Genomic DNA, 14,843 nt, shown 5'->3' on the forward strand with positions numbered 1-14,843 from the left:
GACAACTCTCCTTACTGAACCGATTGAACCGTTTTTGCCGCTGCCGCGACGGACGGCGTGCTGGCGGGACCGGCATGCGCAGGCACATCGCGCGCACTCGCCGCTTCCGCCGACATGTGGCGTTCGGCGAGCAGCTTCAAACCGAGCGTGACGAGCGCGAGCAACGCGAGCACCGACGCCACGGCGAACGCCGCCGAAAAGTTATATTCGTTGTAGAGAATCTCGACGTGCAGCGGCATCGTGTCCGTCTGGCCGCGAATGTGGCCCGACACCACCGACACCGCGCCGAACTCGCCCATCGCGCGCGCATTGCAGAGAATCACGCCATACAGCAGACCCCACTTGACGTTCGGCAGCGTGACGCGCCTGAAAATCTGCCAGCCCGACGCGCCGAGCACGTGCGCCGCTTCTTCTTCGTCGTTGCCTTGCGCCTGCATCAGCGGAATCAGTTCGCGCGCGACGAACGGGAACGTGACGAAGATCGTCGCGAGCACGATGCCCGGCACCGCGAAGATGATCTGCACGTTGTGATCGGCAAGCCACGGACCGAACCAGCCTTGCGCGCCGAACATCAGCACGTAGATCAAACCGGAAATCACTGGCGACACCGAGAACGGCAAGTCGATCAGCGTCGTCAGCAGCGCCTTGCCGCGAAACTCGAACTTCGCGATACACCACGACGCCGCGAGCCCGAACACGAGATTGAGCGGCACGGCAATCGCGGCCGTCAGCAGCGTCAGCTTGATCGCGGACACGGCATCGGGATCGGCAAGCGATTCGAAGTAAAACGCAATGCCTTTGCTCAGCGCCTGATAGAACACGGCGACGAGCGGCAGCACCAGAAACAGCGCGAGAAACAGCAGCGCGATCGTCGTGAGGATCCAGCGCACGACGCGCGGCTCGGTCACGGGATCGGGACGGCGCGCGGCATTCGCGTTGTTCGGCGTAGCGCTCGACAGCACGGCGGAATCCTGGCTCATTGCGCACCTCCTGCAACAACGGTCGTTGAAGGCGCGACGGTCGGCGCGGTGCGTCCGCGGCTCGTGCGCCGTTGCAGATACCACTGCAGCGTGTTGATCAGCAGCAGCATCAGGAACGACACGACCAGCATCACGACGGCCAGCGCCGTTGCGCCCGCGTAGTCGTACTGTTCGAGCTTCGTAATGATCAGCAGCGACGTGATCTCGGACTTCATCGGCACGTTGCCCGCGATGAAAATCACGGAGCCGTATTCGCCCAACGCGCGCGCGAACGCGAGCGCGAAACCCGTCAGCAGCGCCGGAAACACGGCGGGCAGCACGACGCGCCGGAACGTCAGCCAGCGCGACGCGCCGAGGCACGCGGCCGCTTCTTCCTGCTCGCGCTCGAACTCTTCGAGCACGGGCTGCACTGTCCGCACGACGAACGGCAAGCCGATGAAGGTCAGCGCGACCAGCACACCGACAGGCGTGAACGCGATCTTGATGCCGAGCGGTTCGAGAAACTGGCCGATCCAGCCGTTGCCCGAATAGATCGCCGCGAGCGAAATGCCCGCCACTGAAGTGGGCAGCGCGAACGGCAGATCGACGACGGCATCGACGATCCGCTTGAACGGGAACCGGTAGCGCACCAGCACCCACGCGACCAGAAAGCCGAACAGCGCGTTGATCAACGCGCCGCCGAGCGCCGAGAAGAACGTCAGCCGGTACGACGCCAGCACGCGCGGCGAACTGACGGCGCGGACGAACTGGCTCCAGTCGAGCGTCGCCGTTTTGAGGAAAGTGGCCGCGAGCGGAATCAGCACCACGAGGCTCAGATACGCCACCGTAATGCCTAGCGTCAGGCCGAAGCCGGGTATCGCGCTTGGCTTGCGAAAGGTCAACGTCGTCATGCGAAAGGCTCTTTCAGGTTAATGCGTTGCATTGCGCGTGCTGCCGCGTTCGGCTGAACGCACATTGCCGAAAGCGCGCCCGAGGGCGCGCCTTGCTCAAACTTCACTGCCGCGTTGCTTCACTGCGGCTGGTAAATCGAATCGAACACGCCGCCATCGGCAAAGTGCGTCTTCTGCGCATTCGTCCAGCCGCCGAACGAATCGTCGACCGTGTACAGCTTCAGCTTCGGAAACTTCGACGTCAGGTCGGCGGGCACCTTGTTCGAACGCGGACGGTAGAAGTTCTTCGCCGCGATCTCCTGCCCCTCTTCGCTATAGAGGAAGTTCAGATACGCCTCGGCGAGCTTGCGCGTGCCGTGCTTGTCGACCACCTTGTCCACCACCGCGACGGGCGGCTCGGCCAGAATGCTCGCCGACGGCACGACGACCTCGAACTTGTCCGTGCCGAATTCCTTGATCGACAGGAACGCTTCGTTTTCCCACGCGATCAGCACGTCGCCGATGCCGCGCTGCACGAAGCTCGTCGTCGCGCCGCGCGCGCCGGAGTCGAGCACGCCCGCATTCTTGTACAGCTTCGAGACGAATTCCTTCGCCTTCTGGTCGTTGCCGCCCGGCAGATGCGCCGCGTACGCCCACGCCGCAAGGTAGTTCCAACGCGCGCCGCCCGACGTCTTCGGGTTCGGCGTCACGATCGACACGCCCGGCTTCACGAGATCGTCCCAATCCTTGATGTGCTTCGGGTTGCCCTTGCGCACGAGGAACACGATCGTCGACGTGTACGGCGACGCGTTGTCGGGCAGACGCTTCTGCCAGTTCTTGTCGATGAGCCCCTTGTTCGAGAGCGCGTCGATGTCATAAGCGAGCGCAAGCGTCACGACGTCGGCCTGCAGGCCGTCGAGCACGGATCGCGCCTGTGCGCCCGAGCCGCCGTGCGACTGCTTGAACGTGACCGATTCGCCCGTCTTCGCCTTCCATTCCTTGCCGAACGCCTGATTGACGTCCTGATACAGCTCGCGGGTCGGATCGTAGGACACGTTCAGCAGCGTCGTATCGGCGTGCGCCTGCACGACCATCCCGAACGCCGACGCCGCGCCCAGCGCGAGCGCCGCGATCAACCGCTTCGCCTTCCCTGCTCCTGCAAACCCCGTATTCCGAATACCCATCGACCTTCTCCGTCTTGTTGGATTGACTTCCGGCTTCTGCCCGTTTCTGCCTGTTTCCGCTGACTGCCGCGATTCGCCGTTTCGCTTGCGGGAAGCGGCTCTTGCGCGGCGTGTGCGTTGTTGTTGCATCAGTGGAGGCCAGTCTATCCAACGGCTTACATCATTAAAAATAATGTTTCTTCATTTTTTAATACGCAATAGTGGTAAAGGAACGCCTGGCGTCCGCCGAAGCATCCCGGAAGCCGTTGCAGCGCCCGCTTTCGACGCTCACGCGACACCCGCAGCGATGAACTTAAAGTAAAGCTTGAAATGCGCCGAATACTGTATAAAAATACAGTCACCTGTCTATCCATACAGTGGCGCCAATGACCAAACTCACCGCACGTCAGCAGCAGGTTTTCGATCTGATCCGCCGCGCCATCGAGCGCTCGGGCTTCCCGCCCACGCGCGCCGAGATCGCGGCCGAGCTCGGTTTCAGCTCGGCGAACTCGGCGGAAGAACATCTGCGGGCGTTGGCGCGTAAAGGCGTGATCGAACTGGCGGCGGGCGCTTCGCGCGGCATCCGGCTGATCACGAATCAGGACGACCTGCCGCACCAGTTCACGCTGCCGCACGCCAGCATCATGCAGCTGTCGCTGCCGCTCGTGGGCCGCGTGGCCGCGGGTAGTCCGATCCTTGCGCAAGAACACATCTCGCAGACCTATACGTGCGACCCGTCGCTCTTCTCGAGCAAGCCCGACTACCTGCTGAAGGTCCGCGGCCTGTCGATGCGCGACGCGGGCATCTTCGACGGCGACCTGCTCGCCGTGCAGAAAAAGAGCGAAGCGAAAGACGGCCAGATCATCGTTGCGCGTCTGGGTGACGACGTGACCGTGAAGCGCCTGAAGCGCCGGCCGAACGGCATCGAGCTGATCGCCGAGAACCCCGATTACGAAAATATTTTTGTTCAGGCCGGCAGCGCGGAATTCGCGCTGGAAGGCATCGCGGTCGGGCTGATCCGGCCGTCGGAATTCTAATTAGCTGAACACTGTCTGGAGAGACTCATGGAACGCTTTGCCCGCTTGCTGCCTTTTCGCCAGTTCGGTCGTCTGCGCCATCTGCGCAATCTCGTTCCCTGCGGTTCGCTGACGGCGCTTGCGTCGAACGTCGCTGATCGCACGGCATCGCTGTTCGATGACGAAGCGCAACCGCTGCCGTCCGCGCAGCCGGCGTTCGCACGCGTGTCGCTGAACTCGGCGCTCAACGCAGAACCTGCGCGCCGCGCACCCGTGCGTGTCTATCACGGCCCGTCGCGACTCATCATGGTCGGCACCGTCGACGCCGTGTGCAACATGATCGATCGCGCGATCGCAGAGCAAGGCGATCAGCTGGCCAAGCAGGCAGCGTAAGCGGCCATCGGTTTCATCGTTGCCGCGTAACGCTTGCTTGCAATCTTCGCGGGATCGTTTCAACGCCGATCGGGTCCACATCAGATCGAAACTGAAAACGGAGTGTCCCGCACAATGGCAGGTCTGGTTCGCATGAAAGGCGGGGTTGCCCGGCCGCTTCTGATCGCGTTGATTGCGATCGTCGTCATCGCCGCGCTGGGTTATGCGTATGCGTCGCCGTATATCGCGCTCGACCGGCTCAAACGCGCCGCCGACTCGCGCGACGTCGAGACGGTCAACGAGTACGTCGACTATCCGGCGTTGCGCGACAGTCTCAAGCTGCAGGTCACGGGGCTGCTCACACGCCGTCTCGATGTCCAGCACAACGGCAATCCGCTTGCCGCGATCGGCGCGATGATCGGAGTGGCGTTGATTGGACCGCTCGTCGATGCGTATGCAACGCCTGACGGCGTCGCTGCGTTGCTTAATGGCATGCCGCCGCGCGGCGAACCCGGCGAGCGCCCGCCTCCGCCGCCCGCTGCACAGACCGATAACTCGACGGGCAAGCCCGCTGAGAATCCATCGCCAACGCCTGCGCCCGGATCAGGCGCAGCGAACGGCAATGGCAGCAATGGCAAAACGCCGCCGCAGCCGCCGCAAACGACGGCAGGCTACCGCGGCATCAACGAGTTCGTCGTGAGCTATCAGCACGGTGTCGGCGACACGCGCTATTCGGCGATCTTCCGTCGCCAGAATCTGTTTACGTGGAAACTGTCAGCCGTCGATCTGAACGGCTGACGCACGCATCAACGTATCAAGGCGGCCGTTTCAGGCGGCCGCCTGCTCCTCTTCAGCCGCCGACGAACAGGCGACCAGAATGCTGCACGACACGCGGTCGAGCAGTGGTGTGTTGCCCGCGCCCATCCACCAGCGCGACAACCCGGTGCGGCATCGATGCCCGACGACGACGAGATCGACATGCAGTTCGCTGGCCAATGACGCGATCTCGTCGATCGGATGACCAAACGCAAAGTGTCCCGTCGCCTTGACGCCGCGCTCGGTGAGCCAGTCGACACCTTCCTGCAGAATCTCGCGTGCGGTCTTCTCGAAGCTGCCGCACGCCACGTCCGTCAACAGGCCCGCGCTTTGCGCAATGCTCGATCGCATGTCGACCACCGACAGCAAATGCGTTTCCGCACCCAGGTCCATTGCCAGATTCGCGCCGACGCGCAGTGCCTTGCGGCCTTCGCGTGAGCCGTCGTAGCACAGCAGAATCTTGTTGTAGCTGGCCATTTCGCTTCCCCCTCCCCGCGACCATCGCGGTCTCACTTGCATCATGGTGCGCCGCAATTCCACATGCAAGGGATGGAAAACGCTAAGTGCGACAGACCGCGCAGTCAGGCATGACGCGCTGCAAGATCGTGCACGCGATCCGCCACGAATGCGCATTCAGGCGCCAAACGAGATGGACCCGATGCCCTAAAATAGGCAGCCGCCGCATGGATTGCTACATGCATCACATGGACGCGCACACATTCAGGGAGCCTTCGTCTCGTATGTCCGAAGCTGCAATCGAATTCCATCAGGTCGAAAAGCGTTACGGCGAGAAGATTGTCGTCGATGGCCTGTCGTTTCATGTGCGCGCCGGCGAATGCTTTGGACTGCTCGGTCCGAACGGCGCGGGCAAGACGACCACGCTGCGCATGCTCCTCGGCATCGCCGCGCCCGATGCGGGCCGCATCCGTCTGTGCGGCGAACCGATTCCGGGCCGCTCGCGTTTCGCTCGGGCGCGCGTCGGTGTGGTGCCGCAGTTCGACAATCTCGATCCCGACTTCACCGTTCGAGAAAACCTGCTCGTGTTCGGCCGCTACTTCGGACTCTCGGCCGCGCAGTGTCGCGCGATGGTGCCGACGTTGCTCGAATTCGCGCGGCTCGAAAGCAAGGCCGATGCGCGCGTCGGTGAACTGTCGGGCGGCATGAAGCGGCGTCTGACGCTGGCGCGCGCGCTTATCAACGACCCCGACGTGCTGATCATGGACGAACCGACCACGGGACTCGATCCGCAGGCGCGTCATCTGATCTGGGAACGGCTGCGTTCGCTGCTCGCGCGCGGCAAGACGATTCTGCTGACCACGCACTTCATGGAGGAAGCGGAGCGTCTGTGCCACCGGCTGTGCGTGATCGAAGAAGGACGCAAGATCGCGGAAGGCGCGCCGAATGAACTGATCGCTTCAGAAATTGGCTGCAACGTGATCGAGGTGTACGGCCCGGACCCGGTCACGCTGCGCGACGAACTGGCGCCGCTCTCCGTGCGCACCGAGATCAGCGGCGAGACGCTCTTCTGTTATGTCGACGATCCGCAACCCGTTCATGCGCTGCTCAAGCAGCGAACGGGGCTGCGTTATCTGCATCGGCCGGCGAATCTCGAAGACGTTTTTCTGCGGCTCACGGGCCGCGAGATGCAGGACTGACCCAAACGCACAAACACGCCAAATGGACGCACGCACCTACGATTCCCCCGAGCACCCCGCGTCGATGCGCGAACGCTTCGCCGCGCTGCCCGCGAACGCCGTCAACTGGATGGCCGTCTGGCGGCGTAACTATCTGGTGTGGCGCAAGCTCGCGCTCGCGTCGATGTTCGGCAATCTCGCCGATCCGATGATCTATCTGTTCGGGCTGGGCTTCGGGCTGGGGCTGATGGTCGGGCATGTCGACGGCGTGTCGTACATCTCGTTTCTCGCGGCGGGGACGGTGGCGTCGAGCGTGATGATGTCGGCGAGCTTCGAATCGATGTATTCCGGCTTCTCGCGGATGCACGTTCAGCGCACGTGGGAGGCGATCATGCATACGCCGCTGACGCTCGGCGACATCGTGCTCGGCGAAGTCGTGTGGGCGGGCAGCAAGGCCGTGCTGTCGGGCGTCGCGATCATGCTGGTGGCGGGCGCGCTCGGCTATGCGAGCTTTCCGTCGATGCTGATCGCGCTGCCCGTGATCGTGCTGGCGGGACTCGCGTTTGCGAGCACGGCGATGATCGTGACGGCGCTCGCCCCATCGTACGATTTCTTCATGTTCTACCAGACGCTGGTGCTCACGCCGATGCTGCTGCTCTCCGGCGTGTTCTTTCCGCTGTCGCAATTGCCGCCCGCCGCGCAGGTGGCCGCGCAGCTGCTGCCGCTCGCGCATGCGGTGGACCTGATCCGGCCCGCGATGCTCGACCGCCCGATCGACGATGCCGCGCTGCATGTCGGCGTGCTGGTTGCGTATGTGGTGGTGCCGTTCTGCGTGTCGGCGGTGCTGTTTCGCCGGCGCATGATGCGCTAAGGGCGCCGCGGCGCGATCAGTGATGCTTTGATGCGCGGCGACGCCCTCAGGCGGATTGGATCAGATCACTCTTCGTCGTCGGACCAGGGCACGTCGACGTCCGAAATGAACTCGACCGTCGCGAACGGGCCGCCTTCCTGGCGCCCGATCTTGCCGTCCGCGCGATGCCACTCCACGCGGAACATCGTGCCCGGATCGTCGGAGCGCAGGCGGACCGTGCGCAGTTCTTCCGGGTCGGCTTCCTCGACGGGACCGTCGAGCGAAATCAAGAGCGCCTGCGGCCACAAGCCTTCGACGGGATCGTAAATACGGTCGCCGTCGGGGATCGACGTGTGCGCCTCGACGCCGATCGTCTGCGATGCATCGACGATCATCTTGCCCAATGCGCGCAGCACGGCCGTCGCGCGTGCCGAGTTGGCCTGGCGAATGGCGAGATCCCCACGCGTCAGCGCCTGCTCGAGTTTCGGATTGGTCTTTTGTTGGGCCATGCGATGTCCTGATTTAACGGGTTGGCGCCTGAGCGCCGTTTGTGCAGCTGAATGCCTCGTGCGGGGCGTTATCGTAGCACTCGTCTCGCGCCGCCCGCGCCTTGCGGTGCAACAGGCGCCGGCCTTGTCCACCCGGCGAGGCGCGCAATCATCCGCTTGCCTCCCCAGTGTAGGACGAGAATCGGAATCGCGGCGCCGCGTTTTATGACGGACGCTTACTCAAACGCTACTCAGAATCCGAGCGCGATGGCGAGCAGCCCGGCCAGCACGCCGAATCCGACCACGGCAACAGCCACGATGGTCAGCACGCGCGGACGGAACGAACGCGCGAGCATCGCCAGCGAAGGCACGCTGATAGGCGGCAGCGTCATCAGCAGCGCGCCTGCGGGACCGACGCCCATGCCGAGCGACAGCATCGCCTGAATGATGGGCACCTCGCCCGCCGTCGGGATCACGAACAGCATCCCGGCGACAGCCAGCGCGACGATCCACACGATATCGTTGCCGATCTCCGGGCCGACATGCGGAAACAGCCAGGCGCGCGCCGCGCCGAGCAAGAGGATCAGCACGATGTATTCCGGCACGAGGCGCACGGCCATCCGTACGAAGATCGACAGCCAGCGCGCGAAAGGATTCCCCGCGCGTTGATCGCCGACAAGTTCGACGAGACGCGCATCGGCTGTTTGCGCTTCCGTGGGCGTCACGAGCCGGTTCACCAGGTAGCCGAGGCCGAACACCATCGCGACGCCGAGCACGAGCCGCAGACCGGCCCACTGCCAGCCGAGCACGAAGCCCATGAACACGAGCGTCGCCGGATTGAGCACCGAATTGCCGAGCCAGAACGCGATCGCGCCGCCCGGCGAAGCCTGCCGCTCACGCAAGCCGGCGACGACGGGCGCCGCGCAGCAGGTGCACATCATGCCCGGCAGCGCGAGCAAACCGCCCGCCGCGACGCTGCCGAAGCCCGTCTTGCCGAGCAGACGCGCGACCCAATGCGCGGGCAGCAGCGCCTGCACGGCCGAGCCGAGCAGCAGCCCGAGTACCATCGCCTGCCAGATCGCCTTGCCGTAGGCCAGCGCGTAGCTGAGCGCCGCGTTCCACGACGGCGTGGGCGGGCTCGCCGCCGTGCCCATCAGGATCGACGCGCCGATCGAATGCGTCGACGCGGCCGTGAACGCGCGGTTGTAATACGGAAACCATTTGACGTAGAAAAGTCCGACGATGGCGAGCAGCACGAAAATCGGCCAGGTCGAAGCGGCGGGCGAAGGAGTGGGACGCGTGGTGTTCATCGTCGTGGGTGTAATTCGGGGATTCTATTGTTGATGCGGCAGCCGCACGAAAGCATACGTGCGCGAATAGTGCGCACTGTACACGGATCGACACGAAACCGTAAAAGTAAGGGCGACGCAGCGCCCCGGCCCGGTTCTGTCGGGAGCGCGCTATCGTACGCGAGTTGCCAGGCGCAGTGGGTTGCTCACGCCTCGCGCGCAAGCATTCGGTGGCTTCAGCGCGCCGCGACGATGCGGCGCGCTGAGCGACTGTCGATCATGTCGATCGACACTCCGCGTTCAGGGCGCGGGATTCGGCTGCAGTTCGTGCAGCGCGTCGATCTCGGCGAGCACTTCCGGCGACAGCTTCACGTCGGCGCTCGCGATATTCTCTTTCAGTTGATCGAGCGACGTCGCGCCGATCAGATTGCTCGTCAGGAACGGCCGGCTGTTGACGAACGCGAGCGCGAATTGCGCGGGCGACAGACCGTGGCGCTTCGCGAGTTCGACGTAGCGCGTCGTCGCCTGCACGGCTTGCGGCTTGCTGTAGCGCTGGAAGCGTTCGAACAGCGTGATGCGCGCGCCCGCAGGACGCGCGCCGCCTTCGTACTTGCCCGACAGCCAGCCGAACGCCAGCGGCGAATACGCGAGCAGACCGACATGCTCGCGATGCGAGAACTCGGAGAGCCCTGCTTCGAACGTGCGGTTCAACAGGCTGTACGGATTCTGGATCGACACGATGCGCGGCAAGCCGAGCTTCTCGGACGCACGCAGAAACTGCGCAACGCCCCAAGGCGTTTCGTTCGATACGCCGATGTGGCGCACCTTCCCTTCCTTCACGAACTCTGCGAGCACGGAGAGCGTCTCTTCGATGGGCACCGTGTACGCATCGTCGATCCACGGATATGCGGAACGGCCGAACGTCATCGTGCTGCGATCGGGCCAGTGCAGTTGATACAGATCGACGTAATCGGTTTGCAGACGCTTGAGGCTGTCGTTCAGCGCCTCGGTAAGATTCTTGCGATCGAACTGGTTGCCCTCGCCGCGAATGTGACGCGGGTTGTGCGGCTGGCGCGCGGGGCCGGCGATCTTGGTCGCGAGCACGATCTTGTCGCGCATCGAGCGATGCTGCGCAAGCCACGTGCCGATATAGCGCTCCGTCGAGCCCTGCGTTTCAGGGCGCGGCGGCACCGGATACATCTCGGCGGCATCGATCAGCGTGATGCCCTGGTCGAGCGCGTAGTCGATCTGCTCGTGCGCCTCGCGCTCCGTGTTCTGCTCGCCCCACGTCATCGTGCCGAGACCGATCAGACTGACCTGTACGTCCGTATCGCCGAGCTTGCGGTATTCCATCGATTCTTTCCTGTTCGTGTGCTGACGGTTGATCCATCGGTAAACGGCGAAATTAACACGTCCGCGCGGATCGCGTGCGTGGATAGAATGTCGTCTGGCCGCGAGCGCACATCATCGGTTTCGATGCGCTTACAACGTTCTCCGTCCGCGTTGCGGTGCGCTGCCGCTGATGTTTCAACTCGTTTGATTTGCCTTGAATTTGTGGATCGTGCCTGACGATGAACGTCGAACAGTTTGAATTGCTCGTGACACGTACGATGCCGTACGGCAAGTACAAAGGGCGCGTGATCGCCGATCTGCCGGGACATTATCTGAACTGGTTTGCACGCGAAGGATTTCCGCCGGGTGAGATCGGGCGGCTGCTCGCGCTGATGCATGAGATCGATCACAACGGCCTGAAGGGATTGCTGGAGCCGTTGCGCAAACGTTCGTGATGGGAAGTGGGCGTTCGATGCTTATCGAACCCGCTTCATGCCTGATCGACGCACAAAACAAAAACGGCATTGTGATTACTCACAATGCCGTTTTTCAATTCTCTGGGGTGGCTGATGGGACTCGAACCCACGACGACAGGAATCACAATCCTGGACTCTACCAACTGAGCTACAGCCACCACTGCACTACGCCTTCGCTACCTGCTACCGAGCGGCGCTCAGCAACGAAGAAGCGAGATTATACAAACACGAATCGTATTTGCAAAGCCCTTTATTCAAAGATTTCGCTGGGCTCGCGCAAATGCTGTCGCGCTTCGTCGAAAATCGCGAGATCGCGTGCCGCCAGTTTTTTGTTGTCCGACAGCACGCGCCGCCAGCCGCGCGCACCCGCGACGCCGCGATACAACCCCAGCGCATGGCGCACGATCGCGCCGAGATACGTGCCGCGCGCGAGTTCGGCGCGGCAATATTCGATGAGTTGCGCTTCCGCTTCCTCGCGCGTCGGCGCGATATCCGTCGAACCGTAAAAACGCGCGTCGACATCGGCGAGCACGTATGGGTTGTGATACGCCTCACGTCCGAGCATCACGCCGTCGACGTGCTGCAAATGCGTTTCGACTTCGTCGAGCGTCTTGATGCCGCCGTTGATGATGATCTCGAGCTGCGGAAAGTCGCGCTTCAGGCGGTACGCGTAGTCGTACTTGAGCGGCGGAATCTCGCGGTTCTCTTTCGGGCTCAGGCCTTTGAGGATCGCATTGCGCGCATGCACGATGAAGACTTCGCAACCGGCCTCGGCGATCGTGCCGACGAAGTCGCGCACGAACGCGTAGTCTTCGACGTCATCCACGCCGATCCGGTGCTTGACGGTCACAGGCACCGACACGACATCGCGCATCGCCTTCACGCAATCGGCGACGAGTTCCGGCTCTTTCATCAGGCACGCGCCGAATGCGCCGCGCTGCACGCGCTCCGACGGACAGCCGCAGTTCAGATTGATCTCGTCGTAACCCCACTGCTCGCCGAGTTTCGCCGAACGCGCCAGATCGTCCCGCTCGCTGCCGCCGAGTTGCAGCGCGACGGGCGCTTCATCGGCCGTAAACGCTAGATGGCGCGCGACGTCGCCATGAATCAGCGCGCCCGTCGTCACCATCTCCGTATACAGCCAGGTGTGCCGGGACAGCGTGCGGTGGAACGAGCGGCAGTGGCGGTCGGTCCAGTCCATCATCGGGGCGACGGACACGCGGCGGGGACTGACAGTGGGCTTCGAAGACATGAGACGGCGAACCAGAAAGAAGAAACAGCAGAAGAAGAATAAACAGCGAACAACCAACCCGTAATTTTACCGCAAGCCCGCCCCGAATCCCTCATTGCGCGCCGCAACAACCCCGGAAGCCCATGATTTCGCTGAGGTTTTTCGGGCCGCGACCAGCCCCTTATCGCGGCACATACACGCGAAACCCGCGCCTGGCGGGCCTCTACGCATTGTTTCCGATCGCAGAATAGTAATTTCAAATTATCGATACAAAAATTCGATAGTAAGGGTATACACTGGCTTCCATCGACGTTGCGAACACAGCGCCACGAAGCAAACACCGGCAAACACCGCAACGTCTTACTGAATCAAACATTACGGAGAGTTCACCATGAAGACCAAGCTTATCGCCGCAGTTCTGATCGCCGCTTCCGCCACGCTGGCTGCTCCCGCTTTCGCAAGCGGCTACGGTCCGGCTCCGCATTACAACCCGACGGTCGGCGCACCGGCATCGCAACAAGGCCAGAACTCGCAGACGCTGGCAGCCGAAGCGCAGCAAGCCAACGCAGTCGCCTACGGCGGCGTGCAAAACGGTTTGTCGCAAGCTGGCAAGCATGAGCCCGTGACGGGCCCGGGTTCGGTGTTCTTCGGTCATTAAGCCGAAAACCAGGCCTAAAGCCAGGCGTATATGCAGCAGATTTCGCAGCAGGCAGTACCAGCAGTATCGGGCAGTGGTAGCACGCAGTTCTGGCAGTGGCAGTACGCAGTGTTGAAATTGCAGTTCTTGCAGTCGTAGTGCGCAGTCTTGAAGTTGCAGTTCCAGATGTAGCAGCAGGCAGTACCGCAGTCGAAGCTTGACCGTAGTTGTGCAGTACCGTTGATGGCGAAGTAGCAGTATCTGGAAGTACCCGCAGTTCGAAGTTGCCGTACCCTGGAAGTACCACGCAGTCTGTCGTTGTTGTTGCAGGTGTAGTTAAGCCGGATGTTCTCCACGGAGCATCCGGCTTTGTTTTTTTTGCGCGTCGGGAAATGTGGCGTTCAACCGCCGGCGGCGAGCAATTCGACGTCGATGGCCTCGCGCGCTGCGCGAAAGCCCGCTTCGGCCGCCGCGTGCTCGGTCGGCCAGAATCCGTCGATGTTCACAAGCCGCCAGTCGAGCATCACCGTGTCGCGCTTCAGCACACGAAAATGCGCCTTCACGCCCGTCAGCACCTGCTCGACGGCAACTTCCATATCGAAGTCCTTGTAGCGTTCCTGGTAGTCGCCCATATCGATGCCTTTCGGCTCCATCGCGCCTCCCTTTCGCTTCTTTTCCGCGTCTCGTACGTCCGCGAGCAAACGCACGGGCAAACTCGTAGCAATCAATCGCAATCGCCGGACAGATACTTCCGGCCGTCGCAGGTGATTTCGACGCCCGTTCCCTTCCCCGCCTTCGCCACCAGTCCCGCGACCAGCAATTCCTTCTCGACGACAGGCTCGACGGCGGGCGGTGTCTGCCCCGTGCCGACGTCGTTCAGTTGCCGCAGCGTATCGATTGCATCCGCACTCAAGGACTTCGTCATCGCAGCCTCCGCATTCGTTGGCGGCGCGCCGCCCGTATGGCAATGCGCCAGTCGATGCTCAGTTCATGCTAGCACTTCCAGCCGCAATTGCCGGACGCATTGCACGGAGACAGCCTGTCAGTTAAAGGGCCGAAATAATGGCGCGAGATGCAGGGGCTGGCACGCGCTTAGCGACAGCCCCGAAAAACCCGCACGGAGATCGCGATGATTCCGATCAGAATCAGCATCAAACGCCACGCCTGGGCGACGCTTGGCGGCGCCATGTTGCTTGCCGTATCGGCAGGCACGGCGCAGATTGCGTGGGGCCAGACCGTTGCGCCTCAAGGGCCGGGCGCGCCGATCGTGAAACCGCCGCCCGCCGCCGCGTCGGGCGCGGCAAGCGCGACGAATCCCGACAATATGCCCGTCAAGAAGCCGCGCAAACCGACCAACGACGACATGTCGCACAGCCCGCCCGCGAGCGCGACGAACGCGAAATAGCGGACTGACCATGCACGCTCCGACGCGCGAGACCGCGCGTCGGAAATATGCAGCCGTTACAGCCGCGCGATCGACACCTCCGTCGATTTGACGAGCGCGACCACTTCCGCGCCGACCTTCAATTCGAGTTCGTCGATCGAGCGCGTCGTGATCACCGACGTCACGATGCCGAACGGCGTGTCGACGTCGACTTCGGACACGACAGGTCCGCGGATGATCTCCTTCACTTTGCCTTTGAACTGGTTACGTACGTTGATCGCGGAAATGCTCATATCGGATAGCTCC

Annotated in this window: 19 protein-coding genes and 1 tRNA gene; 8 read left to right on the plus strand and 12 right to left on the minus strand. The window is 62.7% G+C overall.

What is annotated here, in order from left to right; genetic code table 11:
• Positions 1–11: 11 nt before the first annotated feature.
• From cysW to QEN71_RS22590, 3 genes are all read right to left on the minus strand, one after another.
• Positions 12–980 (minus strand): sulfate ABC transporter permease subunit CysW, encoded by a 969-nt coding sequence (cysW, locus tag QEN71_RS22580; RefSeq protein WP_201660225.1) that lies wholly within the window; start codon positions 978–980, stop codon positions 12–14.
• Positions 977–1,870, minus strand: a complete 894-nt coding sequence (gene cysT, locus QEN71_RS22585) for a sulfate ABC transporter permease subunit CysT (RefSeq protein WP_201660227.1) — start codon at positions 1,868–1,870, stop codon at positions 977–979. Before cysT ends, cysW begins: the two co-directional genes overlap by 4 nt.
• A 119-nt stretch (positions 1,871–1,989) precedes the next feature.
• A complete protein-coding gene (locus QEN71_RS22590) occupies positions 1,990–3,033 on the minus strand; it encodes a sulfate ABC transporter substrate-binding protein (protein ID WP_201660230.1) in 1,044 nt (347 codons plus the stop codon).
• Between the two features lie 365 nt (positions 3,034–3,398).
• Here QEN71_RS22590 and lexA point away from each other — a divergent pair, with 365 nt between their 5' ends.
• From lexA to QEN71_RS22605, 3 genes are all read left to right on the plus strand, one after another.
• On the plus strand, positions 3,399–4,049 hold the full coding sequence (lexA, locus tag QEN71_RS22595; protein WP_201660233.1) for a transcriptional repressor LexA: 651 nt from the start codon (positions 3,399–3,401) through the stop codon (positions 4,047–4,049).
• A 27-nt stretch (positions 4,050–4,076) separates the two neighbouring features.
• Positions 4,077–4,421: a hypothetical protein gene (locus QEN71_RS22600; RefSeq protein WP_201660236.1), complete on the plus strand. Its 345-nt coding sequence runs from the start codon at positions 4,077–4,079 to the stop codon at positions 4,419–4,421.
• 114 nt (positions 4,422–4,535) lie between these two features.
• Positions 4,536–5,198, plus strand: coding sequence for a DUF2939 domain-containing protein (locus QEN71_RS22605; protein ID WP_201660239.1), 663 nt, complete (start codon positions 4,536–4,538; stop codon positions 5,196–5,198).
• 30 nt (positions 5,199–5,228) lie between these two features.
• Here the strand turns inward: QEN71_RS22605 and QEN71_RS22610 are convergent, their stop codons facing one another.
• On the minus strand, positions 5,229–5,693 hold the full coding sequence (locus QEN71_RS22610; protein WP_028365167.1) for a universal stress protein: 465 nt from the start codon (positions 5,691–5,693) through the stop codon (positions 5,229–5,231).
• Between the two features lie 263 nt (positions 5,694–5,956).
• Here QEN71_RS22610 and nodI point away from each other — a divergent pair, with 263 nt between their 5' ends.
• Positions 5,957–6,871: a nodulation factor ABC transporter ATP-binding protein NodI gene (gene nodI / locus QEN71_RS22615; RefSeq protein WP_201660242.1), complete on the plus strand. Its 915-nt coding sequence runs from the start codon at positions 5,957–5,959 to the stop codon at positions 6,869–6,871.
• Positions 6,872–6,893: 22 nt separating this feature from the next.
• Positions 6,894–7,721 carry an ABC transporter permease gene (locus tag QEN71_RS22620; RefSeq protein WP_290370821.1) on the plus strand — a complete coding sequence of 276 codons (828 nt, stop codon included), beginning with the start codon at positions 6,894–6,896 and terminating at the stop codon, positions 7,719–7,721.
• 65 nt (positions 7,722–7,786) lie between these two features.
• Here QEN71_RS22620 and QEN71_RS22625 read toward each other — a convergent pair whose 3' ends face one another.
• From QEN71_RS22625 to QEN71_RS22635, 3 genes are all read right to left on the minus strand, one after another.
• Positions 7,787–8,209 (minus strand): hypothetical protein, encoded by a 423-nt coding sequence (locus tag QEN71_RS22625; RefSeq protein ID WP_201660245.1) that lies wholly within the window; start codon positions 8,207–8,209, stop codon positions 7,787–7,789.
• A gap of 230 nt (positions 8,210–8,439) precedes the next feature.
• Positions 8,440–9,498, minus strand: coding sequence for a permease (locus QEN71_RS22630; RefSeq protein ID WP_201660247.1), 1,059 nt, complete (start codon positions 9,496–9,498; stop codon positions 8,440–8,442).
• Positions 9,499–9,777: 279 nt separating this feature from the next.
• The gene (locus QEN71_RS22635; RefSeq protein WP_201660250.1) at positions 9,778–10,830 is read right to left on the minus strand and encodes an NADP(H)-dependent aldo-keto reductase; all 1,053 of its coding nucleotides are present in this window, start codon (positions 10,828–10,830) and stop codon (positions 9,778–9,780) included.
• A 218-nt stretch (positions 10,831–11,048) separates the two neighbouring features.
• Between QEN71_RS22635 and QEN71_RS22640 the strand changes: the two genes are divergently transcribed.
• Complete coding sequence (locus QEN71_RS22640) at positions 11,049–11,264, plus strand: DUF3820 family protein (RefSeq protein WP_201660253.1); 216 nt, start codon at positions 11,049–11,051, stop codon at positions 11,262–11,264.
• Positions 11,265–11,367: 103 nt separating this feature from the next.
• Here the strand turns inward: QEN71_RS22640 and QEN71_RS22645 are convergent.
• Positions 11,368–11,443 (minus strand) — tRNA-His (locus QEN71_RS22645).
• Positions 11,444–11,535: 92 nt separating this feature from the next.
• Positions 11,536–12,537: a tRNA dihydrouridine(20/20a) synthase DusA gene (gene dusA / locus QEN71_RS22650; RefSeq protein WP_201660255.1), complete on the minus strand. Its 1,002-nt coding sequence runs from the start codon at positions 12,535–12,537 to the stop codon at positions 11,536–11,538.
• 370 nt (positions 12,538–12,907) lie between these two features.
• Here dusA and QEN71_RS22655 point away from each other — a divergent pair, with 370 nt between their 5' ends.
• Positions 12,908–13,174, plus strand: coding sequence for a hypothetical protein (locus tag QEN71_RS22655; protein WP_201660258.1), 267 nt, complete (start codon positions 12,908–12,910; stop codon positions 13,172–13,174).
• A gap of 380 nt (positions 13,175–13,554) precedes the next feature.
• On the opposite strand, the gene QEN71_RS22660 is transcribed toward QEN71_RS22655, so the two are convergent.
• Positions 13,555–13,806, minus strand: a complete 252-nt coding sequence (locus QEN71_RS22660) for a hypothetical protein (protein ID WP_201660261.1) — start codon at positions 13,804–13,806, stop codon at positions 13,555–13,557.
• 71 nt (positions 13,807–13,877) lie between these two features.
• On the minus strand, positions 13,878–14,078 hold the full coding sequence (locus tag QEN71_RS22665; protein ID WP_201660264.1) for a hypothetical protein: 201 nt from the start codon (positions 14,076–14,078) through the stop codon (positions 13,878–13,880).
• Between the two features lie 204 nt (positions 14,079–14,282).
• Between QEN71_RS22665 and QEN71_RS22670 the strand changes: the two genes are divergently transcribed.
• Positions 14,283–14,558 carry a hypothetical protein gene (locus QEN71_RS22670; protein WP_201660266.1) on the plus strand — a complete coding sequence of 92 codons (276 nt, stop codon included), beginning with the start codon at positions 14,283–14,285 and terminating at the stop codon, positions 14,556–14,558.
• 56 nt (positions 14,559–14,614) lie between these two features.
• Here QEN71_RS22670 and QEN71_RS22675 read toward each other — a convergent pair whose 3' ends face one another.
• On the minus strand, positions 14,615–14,830 hold the full coding sequence (locus QEN71_RS22675; RefSeq protein WP_012401038.1) for a TOBE domain-containing protein: 216 nt from the start codon (positions 14,828–14,830) through the stop codon (positions 14,615–14,617).
• Positions 14,831–14,843: the final 13 nt, after the last annotated feature.

This window comes from Paraburkholderia sabiae (genome assembly GCF_030412785.1).
Classification (GTDB): Bacteria; Pseudomonadota; Gammaproteobacteria; order Burkholderiales; family Burkholderiaceae; genus Paraburkholderia; species Paraburkholderia sabiae.